This is a genomic window from Streptomyces sp. enrichment culture (genome assembly GCF_964272895.1).
Taxonomy (GTDB): domain Bacteria; phylum Actinomycetota; class Actinomycetes; order Streptomycetales; family Streptomycetaceae; genus Streptomyces.
This window is the reverse complement of record NZ_OZ186832.1, coordinates 5,467,383-5,481,583: the sequence shown is the minus strand read 5'-3', so window position 1 is coordinate 5,481,583 and position 14,201 is coordinate 5,467,383. Positions and strand designations below refer to the sequence as shown.

Below are 14,201 nucleotides of genomic sequence, written 5' to 3'. Positions count from 1 at the left end.
TCACTCTTTCGGGTGACGGAGGGAACCGCGACCGCCGCGTCGGCGTCGGCGCGGGTCAGCTGTCGAAGCCCAGCCCCAGCCTGTCCATCGTCCGCAGCCACAGGTTGCGCCGTCCGCCGTGGGCGTCCGCGCGGGCCAGCGACCACTTGGTCAGGGCGATCCCGGTCCAGGCGAACGGCTCCGGCGGGAACGGCAGCGGCTTCTTGCGGACCATCTCCAGCTCGGTCCGCTCGGTGCGCTCCCCCGCCAGCAGGTCCAGCATCACCTCCGCCCCGAACCGGGTCGCGCCGACCCCGAGGCCGGTGAAGCCCGCCGCGTAGGCCACCTTGCCCTGGTGGGCGGTGCCGAAGAACGCCGAGAAGCGCGAGCAGGTGTCGATGGCCCCGCCCCAGGCGTGCGTGAAGCGCAGGCCCTCCAGCTGCGGGAAGCAGGTGAAGAAGTGCTCGGCGAGCTTGGCGTAGGTCTCCGGCCGGTCGTCGTACTCGGCGCGCACCCGGCCGCCGTAGGGATAGACCGCGTCGTAACCGCCCCACAGGATGCGGTTGTCGGCGCTGAGCCGGAAGTAGTGGAACTGGTTCGCGCTGTCCCCGAGCCCCTGCCGGTTCTTCCAGCCCACGGAGGCGAGTTGCCCGGCGCTGAGCGGCTCGGTCATCAGGGCGTAGTCGTAGACCGGCACGGTGTACGACCGCACCCGCTTGATCAGGTTCGGGAAGATGTTCGTACCGAGCGCCACCTTGCGGGCGCGGACCTCGCCGTACGGGGTGCGTACGGCCATCCCGGCGCCGTACGGCTTGAGGGTGAGCGCGGGCGTGTGCTCGTAGACGCGGACGCCGAGGTCGACGCAGGCGCGCTTGAGGCCCCAGACCAGCTTGGCCGGGTTGAGCATGGCCACGCCCCGGCGGTCGTACAGGCCGGCCTGGAAGGTGGGCGAGTTCACGTGTTCGCGCACCGCGTCGGCGTCCAGGAACTCGACGCCGCCGGCGAGGCCACGGCGCTCCATCTCCTCGTACCAGTCGCGCAGTTCCCACGCCTGGTACGTCTCGGTGGCCACGTCGATCTCGCCGGTGCGCTCGAAGTCGCAGTCCAGGGAGTAGCGGGCGACCGCCTTCTCGATCTCGTCGAGGTTGCGGGCGCCCAGCTCCTCCAACGTGTGGATCTCGTCCGGCCAGCGGGTCAGCCCGTTGGGCAGCCCGTGGGTGAGGGAGGCGGCGCAGAAGCCGCCGTTGCGGCCCGAGGCGGCCCAGCCCACCTCGCGGCCTTCCAGCAGGACGACGTCCCGCCGCGGGTCGCGCTCCTTGGCGAGCAGCGCGGTCCACAGTCCGCTGTAGCCGCCTCCCACGACCAGCAGGTCGCAGGTCTCGGTGGCGGTGAGGGCGGGCTCGGGGCGGGGCCTGCCGGGGTCGTCCAGCCAGTACGGAACCGGCTGGGCGTCGGAAAGTGCCTTGGTCCAACGGCTCATGGCGCTTGGGGCCATGATTTCAACTCCCTACAAGAGCTCTATGCCTTGTGCCTGGTGCGGCGATTACCGATGAGCATCGAGAACAGGACGAACAGTACGGCGATGACGAACATGGCCGTACCGATGACATTGATCTGGACGGGCGTGCCGCGCTGCGCCGAACCCCAGACGTACATGGGGAAGGTGACGGTGGAGCCCGCGTTGAAATTGGTGATGATGAAATCGTCGAAGGAGAGCGCGAAAGCGAGCAGCGCGCCCGCGGCGATTCCGGGCGCCGCGATCGGCAGGGTGACCCGGACGAACGTCTGGAACGGGCCGGCGTAGAGATCCTGCGCGGCCTGCTCCAGCCTCGGGTCCATCGACATGACACGGGCCTTGACGGCCGTCACGACGAAACTGAGGCAGAACATGATGTGGGCGATCAGGATCGTCCAGAAGCCCAGCTGGATGCCCATGTTGAGGAACAGGGTCAGCAGCGAGGCGGCCATCACGACCTCGGGCATCGCCATCGGCATGAAGATCAGCGAGTTCACCGCGCCGCGGGCCCGGAACCGGTAGCGCGCCAGCGCGAAGGCGATCATCGTGCCGAGCGCGGTGGCGCCCAGTGTCGACCAGAAGGCGATCTGGAGGCTGAGACCGAGGGAGTCGCACATCCCCGCGACCCCGCACGGATCGGTCCAGGCGTCGGTGGAGAACTTCTGCCACTCGTAATTGAAGCGGCCCTTCGGGTCGTTGAAGGAGAACACCGTCACGACGACGTTCGGCAGCAGCAGATAACCGAGCGTGAAAAGGCCCGCGATGACGACGAACTTGCGCTTGAGCCAGTTGACGAAGGCCATTTAGACCAGATCCTCCGTGCCGGACTTGCGGATGTACAGCGTCACCATGATCAGGATCGCGAACATCAGGATGAAGGAGAGAGCCGCGGCCGTCGGGTAGTCCAGGATCCGCAGGAACTGCGACTGGATGACGTTGCCGACCATGCGGGTGTCCGTGGAGCCGAGCAGATCGGCGTTGACGTAGTCACCGGCTGCCGGGATGAACGTCAGCAGCGTGCCGGAGACGACACCCGGCATGGACAGCGGAAGGGTGACCTTGCGGAAGGTGGTGGCCGGCCTGGCGTACAGGTCGTTCGCCGCCTCGTGCAGCCTCGGGTCGATGCGCTCCAGCGAGGTGTACAGCGGCAGGATCATGAACGGCAGGAAGTTGTACGTCAGACCGCACACCACCGCCAGCGGGGTGGCCAGCACCCGGTCGCCCGCGGTGATGCCGAGCCAGCTGGTGACGTCCAGGACGTGCAGCGAGTTCAGCGCGCCGACCACCGGGCCGCCGTCCGCGAGGATCGTCTTCCAGGCCAGGGTGCGGATCAGGAAGCTGGTGAAGAACGGCGCGATCACCAGGATCATGACCAGGTTCCGCCAGCGCCCGGCCCGGAAGGCGATCAGATACGCCAGCGGGTAGCCGAGCAGCAGGCACAGGACCGTCGCCGAGCCCGCGTACAGCACCGAGCGCAGGAACTGCGAGCGGTACTCGACCAGCGCGTCCCAGTAGGTGGCGAAGTGCCAGGTGACCTCGTAGCCCTCCTCCAGGGAGCCGGTCTGCACGGAGGTGGACGCCTGGTAGACCATCGGCAGCGCGAAGAAGACGAGCAGCCAGGCCAGTCCGGGCAGCAGCAGGAGGTACGGGGTCCAGCGGCCCCTCCCGCGCGGGGGCTTCTTCTCAGGGGCCGGCGCCAGGGGCGGCGCCTCGGTGACCGTCGCCATCAGACCGCCTCTTCCTCGGTGCCCGCGGAGCCCACCGTGCCGGCAAGCAGGGACTGCGCGGCGTCGAGGCCGAAGGTGTGGGCCGGCGACCAGTGCAGGACGACGTCCGCGCCGGGGACCAGACGGGAGTCGCGCTCGACGTTCTGGACGTAGACCGCGAGCGCCGAGCCCGCCGGGCTGTCGACGACGTACTGCGTGGAGACGCCGATGAAGGACGCGTCGGCGATCTTGCCGGTGACGCGGTTGCGGCCGTCCGGGATCTCGCCCGCGTCGTCGGCGTGCGTGAGCGAGATCTTCTCCGGGCGTACGCCGACCAGCACCTTGCCGCCGGTCTCGGTGGGCGCGGTACAGCGCTTGGACGGCAGGACGAGCTTGCCGCCGCCCGCCTTGAGGACGATGTCGTCGCCGCTGGTGGTGTCGACCTCGGCCTCGATGAGGTTGGAGGTGCCGAGGAAGTTCGCCACGAACGTGGTCCTCGGGTTCTCGTACAGGTCGGCGGGGGCGCCGAGCTGCTCGACGCGGCCCGCGTTCATCACGGCGACCTGGTCGGCCATGGTCATGGCCTCCTCCTGGTCGTGCGTGACATGGATGAAGGTGATGCCGACCTCGGTCTGGATGCGCTTGAGCTCCAGCTGCATCTGGCGGCGCAGCTTGAGGTCGAGGGCGCCGAGGGGTTCGTCGAGGAGCAGCACCTTGGGGTGGTTGATCAGCGCGCGGGCGACGGCGACGCGCTGCTGCTGGCCGCCGGAGAGCTGGTGCGGCTTCTTGCGGGCGTGCTCGCCGAGCTGGACGAGGTCCAGCATCTCGTCGACCTGCTTCTTCACGCTCTTGATACCGCGCCGGCGCAGGCCGAAGGCGACGTTCTCGAAGATGTCGAGGTGCGGGAAGAGGGCGTAGGACTGGAAGACGGTGTTCACGGGCCGCTTGTAGGGCGGCAGCCGGGTCACGTCCTGGTCGCCGAGGAAGACGGTGCCGGTCGTCGGCTCCTCCAGGCCCGCGATCATGCGCAGGGTGGTGGTCTTGCCGCAGCCGGAGGCGCCGAGCAGGGCGAAGAAGGAGCCCTGCGGCACGGTCAGGTCCAGCGGGTGGACGGCGGTGAAACCGTTGTCGTACGTCTTGCTGATGCCCGTGAGGCGGACGTCGCCGGTGTTGTCGTTCTGGTTGGTCACGTCGATCACGCCCCCGTCAGCTTCGCGAACTTCTGTTCAAATTCCGTCTCTTCCTCGGAGCTCAGTGAGCGGAAGGCACGGGACTTCTTGGCCATGGCCTTGTCGGGGAGGATCAGCGGGTTGTTCGCCGCGTCCTCGTCGATCTCGGCCAGCTCTTCCTTCACGCCGTCGACGGGGCAGACGTAGTTGATGTACGCGGCGAGCTGGGCGGCCACCGGCGGCTCGTAGTAGTAGTCGATGAGCCGTTCGGCGTTCGTCTTGTGCCGGGCCTTGTTGGGGATCAGCAGGTTGTCCGTGGAGGTGATGTAGCCGCTGTCCGGGATGACGAAGTCGATGTGGGGGCTGTCCGCCTTGAGCTGGACGACATCACCGGCCCAGGCGATACAGGCCGCGAAGTCGCCGCTGGTGAGGTCCGAGGTGTAGTCGTTGCCGGTGAAGCGGCGGATCTGGCCCTTGTCGACGGCCTTCTGGATCCGGGCGACGGCCGCGTCGAAGTCGTCAGCGGTGAAGGTGCCGGGGTCCTTGCCCATGTCGAGCAGGGTCATCCCGATGCTGTCGCGCATCTCGGACAGGAAGCCGACACGGCCCTTGAGCTTGGGGTTGTCGAGCAGGTCGGAGACCGACTTCACCTCTTCGCCGTCCAGCGCCTTCTTGTTGAACGCGATGACGGTGGAGATGCCCTGCCATACGTAGGAGTAGGCGCGGCCCGGATCCCAGTCGGGGGAACGGAACTGGGAGGAGAGATTGGCGTAGGCGTGCGGCAGGTTGGCGGGGTCCAGCTTCTGCACCCAGCCGAGGCGGATCAGGCGGGCGGCGAGCCAGTCGGTGACGCAGATCAGGTCGCGGCCGGTGTCCTGGCCGGCCGCGAGCTGCGGCTTGATCTTGCCGAAGAACTCGACGTTGTCGTTGATGTCCTCGGTGTACTTGACCTTGATGCCGGTCCGTTTCGTGAACGCGTCGAGCGTGGGGTGGTGCTTCTCGCTCTCGTCCACGTCCATGTACTCGGTCCAGTTGGAGAAGCTGACGGTCTTCTCCTTCTCCGAGCGGTCGTCGGCGGAGACGCCCCCTTGCGTCTTTCCGGCGGGCGGGATGCCACAGGCGCTCAGCGTCCCCAGACCGCCGGCCGCGAGCGCGCCGCCTGCGGAGGCGCGCAGCAGCGAACGGCGGCTGAGGGACGCCCTGCCGTTGCGGAAGCTGCGCCGCATGGCGGCCACTTGGGCCGGGGAGAGGCGGTCGGGCTCGAACTGCTCCATGCGCTTGGTGCCCTTTCGGGAGGTCGTCGGCCGCTGGTCGGGCGGCCTGGTTCGGCTAGCGGTCCCCGAAGATCGTGCGGTGCCAGTCCTTCCTGGCGACCGCCGTGTTGTCGAACATGACGTGCTTGACCTGGGTGTATTCCTCGAAGGAGTAGGGTGACATGTCCTTGCCGAAGCCGGACTGCTTGTAGCCGCCGTGCGGCATCTCGCTGATGATCGGGATGTGGTCGTTCACCCACACACAGCCCGCCTTGATCTCGCGGGTGGCGCGGTTCGCCCGGTAGACGTCACGGGTCCAGGCGGAGGCGGCGAGACCGTACGGGGTGTCGTTGGCGAGCGCGATGCCCTCGTCGTCGGTGTCGAAGGGGAGCACGACGAGGACCGGGCCGAAGATCTCGGCCTGGACGATCTCGCTGTCCTGGGCGGCGTCGGCGACGAGGGTGGGGCGGTAGTAGGCGCCGTTCTTGAGGTCGCCCTGGGGTGCCTCGCCCCCGGTCACCACGCGCGCGTAGGCGCGGGCGCGGTCGACGAAGGCGGCGACCCGGTCGCGCTGGGCGTGGGAGACCAGCGGGCCGAGGTCGGTGCCCGCGGCGAAGGGGTCGCCGAGGCGGACGGTCTCCATGAGGGCGGCGGTGTTCTCCACGAACTGGTCGTAGAGGGGCCGCTGTACGTACGCGCGGGTGGCCGCGGTGCAGTCCTGGCCCGTGTTGATCAGGGCGCCGGCGACCGCGCCGTGGACGGCGGCCTCCAGGTCGGCGTCGTCGAACACGACGAACGGGGCCTTGCCGCCGAGCTCCAGGTGGATCCGCTTGACGGTGGCGGTGGCGACCTCCGCGACGCGCTTGCCGACCGCGGTGGAGCCGGTGAAGGAGGTCATGGCCACGTCCGGGTGGCCGACCAGGTGCTCGCCGGCCTCCTTGCCGGTGCCGGTGACGATGTTGACCACGCCGTCCGGGATGCCCGCCTCGGTGCATGCCTCGGCGAACAGCAGGGAGGTGAGCGGGGTCAGCTCGGCGGGCTTGAGCACGATGGTGTTGCCCGCGGCGATCGCCGGGAGGATCTTCCAGGCGGCCATCTGGAGGGGGTAGTTCCAGGGGGCGATGGAGCCGATGACGCCGATGGGCTCGCGGCGGATGTACGAGGTGTGGTCGCCGGAGTACTCGCCGGCCGACTGGCCCTGGAGGTGGCGGGCGGCGCCCGCGAAGAACGCGGTGTTGTCGACGGTGCCGGGGACGTCGAACTCGCGGGTCAGCTTCAGCGGCTTGCCGCACTGGAGGGACTCGGCGCGGGCGAACTCCTCGGCGCGGTCGGCGAGAACGGCGGCCAGCTTGTGCAGGGCGTCGGAGCGTTCGCCGGGGGTGGCGCCGGACCAGCCGGGGAAGGCGGCGCGGGCGGCGGCCACGGCCGCGTCGACGTCGGCGGCGCCGGCCAGCTCGTAGGTGAGGACGTCCTCGCCGGTGGCCGGGTCGACGACCGTGTGGGTGGTGCCCGAGGTGCCTCGGGTGAGGCGGCCCGCGATGTACTGCGCGCCGGCCGCGAAGCGGTCCTGGGCGGGGAATCGTTCCGAGGTGGGGAATCGTTCCGGGGTGGTGGTGCCCGGGTTGTGCATGTCGCTCTCCTCCGCCGTCGCCCCGCTGTCCACGGGGGCGGGTGGCGTAGCTCCAGCTCGATTTGAGTGCCGATCCTGACAGAGGGGTGGGACTCCAACAAGTGATTCCGTTGTTGCCTTTTGGTTACGCGACGGAATCTGTCGACCAGGTGTCGAGTCGGCGAGGAAAAGGGGGGACGGAGTGTCAGTGGTGCGTGCCAGACTCGCGTGCATGGGAGAGATCGATTCTCGTCAGGCCCTGGTCAGGGAGGTCCGCGCGGGGGCGGTGATCAAGTATCTGCACTTCTGGGGGCACCGGCCGCGGTCCGACGGGCGGGTCGGGGCGAGCTGTCTGAGCCAGTGGTGGCCTTCGCCGTTCACCGTGGACGGGGTGGAGTACCGGACGGCGGAGCACTGGATGATGGCCGGCAAGGCGCGGCTGTTCGGTGACGTGGAGGCGGAGCGGCAAGTGCTGGCGGCCGGGCATCCCTCGGAGGCGAAGAAGGCGGGGCGGCTGGTCCGGGGGTTCGACGAGGGGGTGTGGGAGCGGGAGCGCTTCGGGATCGTCGTCGAGGGCAGCGTCCATAAGTTCGCGGCGCATCCGGAGCTGCGGGAGTTTCTGCTGAACACCGGGGAGCGGGTGCTGGTCGAGGCCAGTCCGGTGGACCGCGTCTGGGGGATCGGCCTGGCGGCCGACGACGACGGGGCCTACGACCCCGAGCGCTGGCGCGGGGCCAACCTGCTCGGCTTCGCCCTGATGGAGGCGCGGGCGCGGTTGCGGGGGTGAGGGGGCCGGGGCCTGCGGGCTTCGTGTTCGGGTGCGGGTGCGGGTGCGGGTGAGTGGGGGGATGCCTGCGGCGGCCTGCTCGCGTCCGGTGGGGGTTGCTGTAGCGCATGCCGGTGGGTTGTGGGTCGGGGCCGCGCCGGGGGGTGTCCGTCCTCGGTCCGGCGGTGCTCTTGGGACTTAGGGTGACTGCCTGACGGACGCCGGCCGCTGCGGGCGGACACCCCCCGCCACGTCCCCTTCCCGCCGTCGGCGGCTGACCGGGCCACCGTGCTTGGTGGCTTCTCGCCGTCCGCGGCTGACCGCCCGCTGTGCGTAGTGCCTGCTCACCGTCGCGGCTGATCGGGCCCACGGTACGTGGTGGTTTGTCGTCGCGGGCGGGTGCGGGCGGTCCTTCCCGGCGCCGGGCAGCTGTACGTACCTCAGGGGCGCGGGGAACTGCGCGACCAGCCCACGACTGCCCGCAGCCGCGTACGGCGGAACCCACGGAGTGAACCCGCGGAACCCACGGAGTGAACCCGCGGAACCCACGGAGTGAACCCCCTACGCCTCCGACAGGATCAGCGCGCCGAAGCCCAGGCCCAGGACGATGCCGACGATGCCGCAGATGAGCCCGGCAAGGGCCTGGCCGGCGTTGGTGGCCTCGCCGTGCTTCGCCTTGCCGCGGCCGACCGCGCCGAAGATGACGGCGAGGATGCCGAGCAGGATGGCGATGGGCCAGAGGAGGAAGAGGACGTCGGCGATGATGCCGAGGACCAGCGCGGTCGTGCCCATGCCGTTGCTGGGCGCGGGTACGGCGCCGGGCCAGCCGTAGTAGCCGGCCGGGGGCTGCGCGGCCGGCGGGTAGCCGTAGGCGCCGCCGGCGGCCGGGTAGGCGTAGGGCGGCTGCCCGGGGCCGTCGGGAGAGAGGGGCGGCGGGGGTACGGGGTCGGTGGGCGGGGCGAAGGGGCCGGGTGCCGGCGGGGGGAACGCCCCGGAGGTCTGGGGCGACGGGCCGTCCCACGGTGTGGCGCCGCCCATGCTCGGCAGGGAGGTGATCGTCTGCTGGTCGTGCACCGAGGGGTTCACGATCGGCATCGATCCGGACGCGATGGTGTGCCCAGGACCCGGAGCGTCACCGGCGGGCGGCGCCCAGGGGTCACGGTCCGCCGGGGAGCCGGCGGCACCCGGCGTTCCCTGCGCGGGCCACGGTGCTCCCGCGCTCGCGGCGTTGTTCTCCGGCGGCGCGTCCTCGGACATGCGCGAGTCCCCCTCTGTCGTATGTCCCGCAATGCTACGGGCAGCGGCGCGACCGGCCGCTCCCGGCCTACGATGATCCCGAGTCATCGATCAGCCGATCACCCGCGTCCCCCAGGCCCCGGCCGGGGACGCCGTTCCCGGGGAGGAACCCTTGACCGACCGTCTCGTCGTGCCCGGCAGCCGCGATCTGCACGCCTTCATCGCGGGACTGCCCAAGGCCGAACTGCATGTGCACCACGTCGGTTCCGCCTCCCCCCGGATCGTCGCCGAGCTGGCCGCCCGCCACCCCGACTCCCAGGTGCCCACGGACCCCGAGGCGCTCGCCGACTACTTCACGTTCACGGACTTCGCCCACTTCATCCAGGTGTACCTGTCGGTCGTGGACCTGATCCGCACCCCGGAGGACGTGCGGCTGCTGACCTTCGAGGTGGCCCGTGAACTGGCCCGCCAGCAGGTGCGGTACGCCGAGCTGACCATCACCCCGTACTCCTCCACCCGGCGCGGGATCGACGAGCGGGCGTTCATGGACGCGATCGAGGACGCGCGGAAGGCGGCCGAGGCCGAGTTCGGGACCGTGCTGCGCTGGTGTTTCGACATTCCCGGCGAGGCGGGGCTGGTCTCCGCCGAGGAGACCGTGCGGCTGGCCACCGACGACCGGCTGCGCCCGGAGGGCCTGGTCTCCTTCGGGCTGGGCGGGCCGGAGATCAGTGTGCCGAGGCCGCAGTTCAAGCCGTACTTCGACCGGGCCGTCGCGGCCGGGCTGCACTCGGTGCCGCACGCCGGCGAGACCACCGGTCCGGAGACGGTGTGGGACGCGCTGACCTACCTCGGCGCCGAGCGGATCGGGCACGGCACCAGCTCCGCGCAGGACGAGAAGCTGCTGCGGCACCTCGCGGAGAACCGGATCGCGCTGGAGGTGTGCCCCACCTCCAACATCGCCACCCGCGCGGTGACCACACTCGACGAGCACCCGATCAAGGAGTTCGTGAGGGCGGGCGTCCTGGTGACGATCAACTCCGACGACCCGCCGATGTTCGGCACGGACCTGAACAGCGAGTACGCGGTCGCCGCCCGGCTGCTCGATCTGGACGAGCGCGGTGTGGCCGACCTCGCCAAGAACGCCGTGGAGGCGTCCTTCCTGGACGAGGCCGGCAAGGCGCGGATCGCGGCCGAGATCGACACGTACACCTCGGCGTGGCTGGCGTCCTGACGGCACCTCACAATGGGCCCATGCAGAATGTGACCGCCGTGGCCCACCGCGGTGCCCCCTACCGCTTCCGTGAGAACACGCTCGACTCCCTGCGGGCCGCGCTCGACCTGGGCGCGGACGCGGTGGAGATCGACGTACGGCTCACCCGTGACGGCGTTCCGGTGCTGCTGCACGACGAGACGCTGAAGCGGCTGTGGGAGCTGGACCGGCCGATCCTCGCGCTGTCCGCCGAGGAGGTCCGCGGCCTCACCGAGGGGGCGGTGCCGACGCTGGCGCAGGCGCTCGCGGCGACCGAGGGGCACCGGGTGATGCTCGATCTGCCGGGTACCCCCGATGTGCGCGCCGCGCGCAAGGTCATGGACGTGGTGCGTGAGTGCGGCGCGGACGAGCGGGTGTACTACTGCGCGGGCGCCCGCGCGATGCTCGCGGTCCGCGCGGCCGACCGCTCCGCCGAGATCGCCCTGACCTGGACGACGCTGGCCCCGCCGCGCCCGGCGCTGCTGGAGGCGGTGCGGCCGCGCTGGCTCAACTACCGCTGGTCGCTGGTGAGTCGGGAGCTGGCGGGCCGGGTGCACCGGGACGGCTGTCTGCTGTCGGTGTGGACGCCGGACACCCGCCGCAGCATGCGCCGCCTCATCGACCTGGGCGTCGACTCGATCACCACCAACCGGGTCGACGTCCTGTGCCGGCTGAAGCAGTCCGCCGGGTGACACCGCTCCACCCGCCGCGCAGGCGGTGCGGGGCACGCGTGGCCGTCTCCCGGCGCTTCGCCCTCCCGGCGTTCAGCCGGTGACGGTGTTCAGCCGGTGAGGGGGGTCAGCCGGTGACGGGGGTCAGCGCCTCCAGCCGCTTGATCTTGCGGCGCAGCACGTACAGGGGGATCACCCCGAAGACCCCGAAGGACATGTCGATCACGCTCCACCAGAAGGGGATGTCCCGGATCGGCCCGCAGATCAGCGCGAGCGGGACGATGCCGGCGCAGGCGATCATCCCGGCCTCGACGATCCAGATGTTGCGGACGGGGTCGCGGTGGACGCCGTAGAAGAAGACGGCGATGACCAGGTGGGCGAAGGCGAGCCAGTCGGTGCCGTAGAGCAGGAAGGGGTGGTCGGCGTCCGCCGTGTCGAGTCCGGTGCGCACCCGCTCGATCCACTCGGTGAGGCCCGGCAGCCGGTCCTGGACGGACAGGGCGTGCAACAGGTCCTCGGTCCAGCGCACTTCATGGACCAGCGGGAACGCGGTGGCGCCGCTGAGGACGAGACAGACGACGAAGAAGGCCAGCCAGACGCGGATGCCCTTGAGCAGGGCGGCTCTGTCGCTCATGGGGCCAGCGTAGCCCGCATTTGAACGCGTTCAAAAGTGGGGGTGGGCATGCGGAAGCGGGGCCCCTTCGGTGAAGGGGCCCCGCTTGCGTGGGCTCACGCGGCGGGCTTGAAGCGCCGCAGCCGCAGGCTGTTGCCGACCACGAAGACCGAGGAGAAGGCCATGGCGGCGCCGGCGAGCATGGGGTTGAGCAGTCCGGCCGCGGCGAGCGGCAGCGCGGCGACGTTGTAGGCGAAGGCCCAGAAGAGGTTGGAGCGGATGGTGCCGAGGGTCCTGCGGGCGAGGCGGATGGCGTCCGCCGCCACGCGCAGGTCGCCGCGGACCAGGGTCAGGTCGCCTGCCTCGATCGCGGCGTCGGTGCCGGTGCCCATGGCCAGGCCCAGGTCGGCCTGGGCGAGCGCGGCCGCGTCGTTGACGCCGTCACCGACCATGGCGACCGAACGGCCCTCGCCCTGGAGGCGCTTGACGACATCGACCTTGTCCTCGGGGAGCACCTCGGCGACGACCTGCTCGGGGGAGATGCCGACCTCGGCGGCCACCGCCTCCGCCACGGCCTTGTTGTCGCCGGTGAGCAGGACGGGGGTCAGCCCGAGGGCGCGCAGCCGCGTGATGGCCTCGGCGCTGGTGTCCTTGACCGCGTCGGCGACCTCCAGGACCGCGCGGGCCTCTCCGTCCCAGGCGACCACGATGGCGGTACGACCGGACGCCTCCGCCTCGGCCTTGGCGCGCTCCAGCTCCACCGGCAGCCTGATCGCCCTCCCCCGCTCTCGGCTTCGCTCGACCGGGGGGACCCCCATGGCGAGCAGCTTCTCGCGGCCGACGAGGACGGCGTGGCCGTCGACGACGCCCTGCACGCCGAGGCCGGGGATGTTGGCGAAGTCCTCGGGCGTGGGCAGCGAACCCAGCTTGTCCAGCGCCCCCGTCGCCACGGCCCGGGCGATGGGGTGCTCGGAGGCGTTCTCCAGGGCGCCGGCCAGGCGCAGCACCTCGGCCTCGTCCTCCTGGGTGTGCACGGCGAGCAGGGTCATCCGGCCGGTGGTGACCGTACCGGTCTTGTCCAGGACGATCGTGTCGACCTTGCGGGTGCTCTCCAGCACCTCGGGGCCCTTGATCAGGATGCCCAGCTGGGCACCGCGTCCGGTGCCGACCATCAGGGCCGTCGGGGTGGCCAGGCCCAGGGCGCAGGGGCAGGCGATGATCAGCACGGCCACCGCGGCGGTGAACGCCGCCGTCAGACCGGCCCCGTTGCCGAGCCAGAAGCCCAGCGTGCCCAGCGCCAGCGCGATGACCACCGGTACGAACACGCCGGAGATCCTGTCGGCCAGCCGCTGTGCGGCCGCCTTGCCGCTCTGCGCGTCCTCCACCATCCGGGCCATGCGCGCGAGCTGCGTGTCGGCGCCCACGCGGGTGGCCTCGACGACCAGCCGGCCGCCCTCGTTCAGCGTCGCCCCGGTCACCGCGTCCCCCACCCCGACCTCGACCGGCACCGACTCGCCGGTCAGCATCGACGCGTCCACCGCGGAGGAGCCCTCCACGACGGTGCCGTCGGTCGCGATCTTCTCGCCGGGCCGGACGAGGAAGAGGTCGCCGGTCTTCAGCTCGGCCACCGGGACGAGCTCCTCACGGCCGCCCCGCACCACGGTGACGTCCTTCGCCCCCAGTTCCAGCAGCGCCTTCAGCGCCGCCCCCGCCCGGCGCTTGGAGCGCGCCTCGAAGTACCGCCCGGCCAGGATGAACGCCGTGACGCCCGCCGCGGCCTCCAGGTAGATGTTCCCCGACCCGTCGCTGCGCTCGATCGTCAGCTCGAAGGGGTGCGTCATGCCCGGTGTCCCCGCGGTGCCGAAGAACAGGGCCCACAGCGACCAGGCGAACGCCGCGATCGTGCCGACCGAGATCAGCGTGTCCATGGTCGCCGCACCGTGCCGCGCGTTCGTCCAGGCCGCCTTGTGGAAGGGCCAGGCGGCGTACGTGACGACGGGGGCGGCGAGCGTCAGCGACAGCCACTGCCAGTACTCGAACTGCAGCGCCGGGACCATGGCCATGGCGATGACCGGCACCGCGAGCGCCACGGCCGTGGTCAGCCGCTGCCGCAACGGCAGCAGCTCGTCCGGTCCGGCCGGCTCCTGCGGGGTGCCGCTCTCGGTAACGGCCGGCCGCGGCTCGGTCGCGGTGTACCCCGTGGCCTCGACGGTCGCGATCAGATCGGGGACGGTCACGGAGCCCTCGTAGGTCACCTTCGCCTTCTCGGTGGCGTAGTTGACCGTGGCGGTGACCCCGGCCATGCGGTTGAGCTTCTTCTCGATGCGCGCCGCGCAGGAGGCGCAGGTCATGCCGCCGATGGCGAGCTCGACCTCGCCGGTTCCGGTGACCTCGGGGGCCGTGGTGGCCATGAGGACTCCTCCAGACCAGTACT

The 14,201-nt window shown here is 70.7% G+C and carries 11 protein-coding genes and 1 pseudogene; 3 read left to right on the top strand and 9 right to left on the bottom strand.

Annotated elements, in window-relative coordinates; genetic code table 11:
* Positions 1 to 55: 55 nt before the first annotated feature.
* Genes ACSU6M_RS24875 through ACSU6M_RS24850 form a run of 6 tightly spaced genes read right to left on the bottom strand, consistent with a single transcriptional unit; the run spans position 56 to position 7,253 of the window.
* Positions 56 to 1,474, bottom strand: coding sequence for an NAD(P)/FAD-dependent oxidoreductase (locus ACSU6M_RS24875; RefSeq protein ID WP_437072425.1), 1,419 nt, complete (start codon positions 1,472 to 1,474; stop codon positions 56 to 58).
* Positions 1,475 to 1,497: 23 nt separating this feature from the next.
* Complete coding sequence (locus ACSU6M_RS24870; protein ID WP_437072423.1) at positions 1,498 to 2,298, bottom strand: ABC transporter permease; 801 nt, start codon at positions 2,296 to 2,298, stop codon at positions 1,498 to 1,500.
* Positions 2,299 to 3,222, bottom strand: a complete 924-nt coding sequence (locus tag ACSU6M_RS24865) for an ABC transporter permease (RefSeq protein WP_437072422.1) — start codon at positions 3,220 to 3,222, stop codon at positions 2,299 to 2,301.
* Positions 3,222 to 4,400, bottom strand: coding sequence for an ABC transporter ATP-binding protein (locus ACSU6M_RS24860; RefSeq protein ID WP_437072421.1), 1,179 nt, complete (start codon positions 4,398 to 4,400; stop codon positions 3,222 to 3,224). Before ACSU6M_RS24860 ends, ACSU6M_RS24865 begins: the two co-directional genes overlap by 1 nt.
* On the bottom strand, positions 4,397 to 5,644 hold the full coding sequence (locus ACSU6M_RS24855; protein ID WP_437072420.1) for a polyamine ABC transporter substrate-binding protein: 1,248 nt from the start codon (positions 5,642 to 5,644) through the stop codon (positions 4,397 to 4,399). The genes ACSU6M_RS24860 and ACSU6M_RS24855 overlap by 4 nt, the downstream gene beginning before the upstream one ends.
* 55 nt (positions 5,645 to 5,699) lie before the next feature.
* Positions 5,700 to 7,253 (bottom strand): gamma-aminobutyraldehyde dehydrogenase, encoded by a 1,554-nt coding sequence (locus tag ACSU6M_RS24850; protein ID WP_437072419.1) that lies wholly within the window; start codon positions 7,251 to 7,253, stop codon positions 5,700 to 5,702.
* 211 nt (positions 7,254 to 7,464) lie between these two features.
* Here ACSU6M_RS24850 and ACSU6M_RS24845 point away from each other — a divergent pair, with 211 nt between their 5' ends.
* The gene (locus ACSU6M_RS24845; RefSeq protein WP_437072417.1) at positions 7,465 to 8,019 is read left to right on the top strand and encodes an NADAR family protein; all 555 of its coding nucleotides are present in this window, start codon (positions 7,465 to 7,467) and stop codon (positions 8,017 to 8,019) included.
* A 540-nt stretch (positions 8,020 to 8,559) separates the two neighbouring features.
* Here ACSU6M_RS24845 and ACSU6M_RS24840 read toward each other — a convergent pair.
* On the bottom strand, positions 8,560 to 9,255 hold the full coding sequence (locus ACSU6M_RS24840; protein WP_437072415.1) for a DUF4190 domain-containing protein: 696 nt from the start codon (positions 9,253 to 9,255) through the stop codon (positions 8,560 to 8,562).
* A 14-nt stretch (positions 9,256 to 9,269) separates the two neighbouring features.
* Here ACSU6M_RS24840 and ACSU6M_RS24835 point away from each other — a divergent pair.
* Both ACSU6M_RS24835 and ACSU6M_RS24830 read left to right on the top strand, forming a co-directional pair.
* Positions 9,270 to 10,465, top strand: a pseudogene (locus ACSU6M_RS24835) (adenosine deaminase).
* A 20-nt stretch (positions 10,466 to 10,485) separates the two neighbouring features.
* Positions 10,486 to 11,175 (top strand): glycerophosphodiester phosphodiesterase, encoded by a 690-nt coding sequence (locus ACSU6M_RS24830; RefSeq protein ID WP_437072414.1) that lies wholly within the window; start codon positions 10,486 to 10,488, stop codon positions 11,173 to 11,175.
* Between the two features lie 106 nt (positions 11,176 to 11,281).
* On the opposite strand, the gene ACSU6M_RS24825 is transcribed toward ACSU6M_RS24830, so the two are convergent.
* The gene (locus ACSU6M_RS24825) at positions 11,282 to 11,788 is read right to left on the bottom strand and encodes a hypothetical protein (protein ID WP_437072413.1); all 507 of its coding nucleotides are present in this window, start codon (positions 11,786 to 11,788) and stop codon (positions 11,282 to 11,284) included.
* A 95-nt stretch (positions 11,789 to 11,883) separates the two neighbouring features.
* On the bottom strand, positions 11,884 to 14,178 hold the full coding sequence (locus ACSU6M_RS24820; RefSeq protein ID WP_437072412.1) for a heavy metal translocating P-type ATPase: 2,295 nt from the start codon (positions 14,176 to 14,178) through the stop codon (positions 11,884 to 11,886).
* Positions 14,179 to 14,201: the final 23 nt, after the last annotated feature.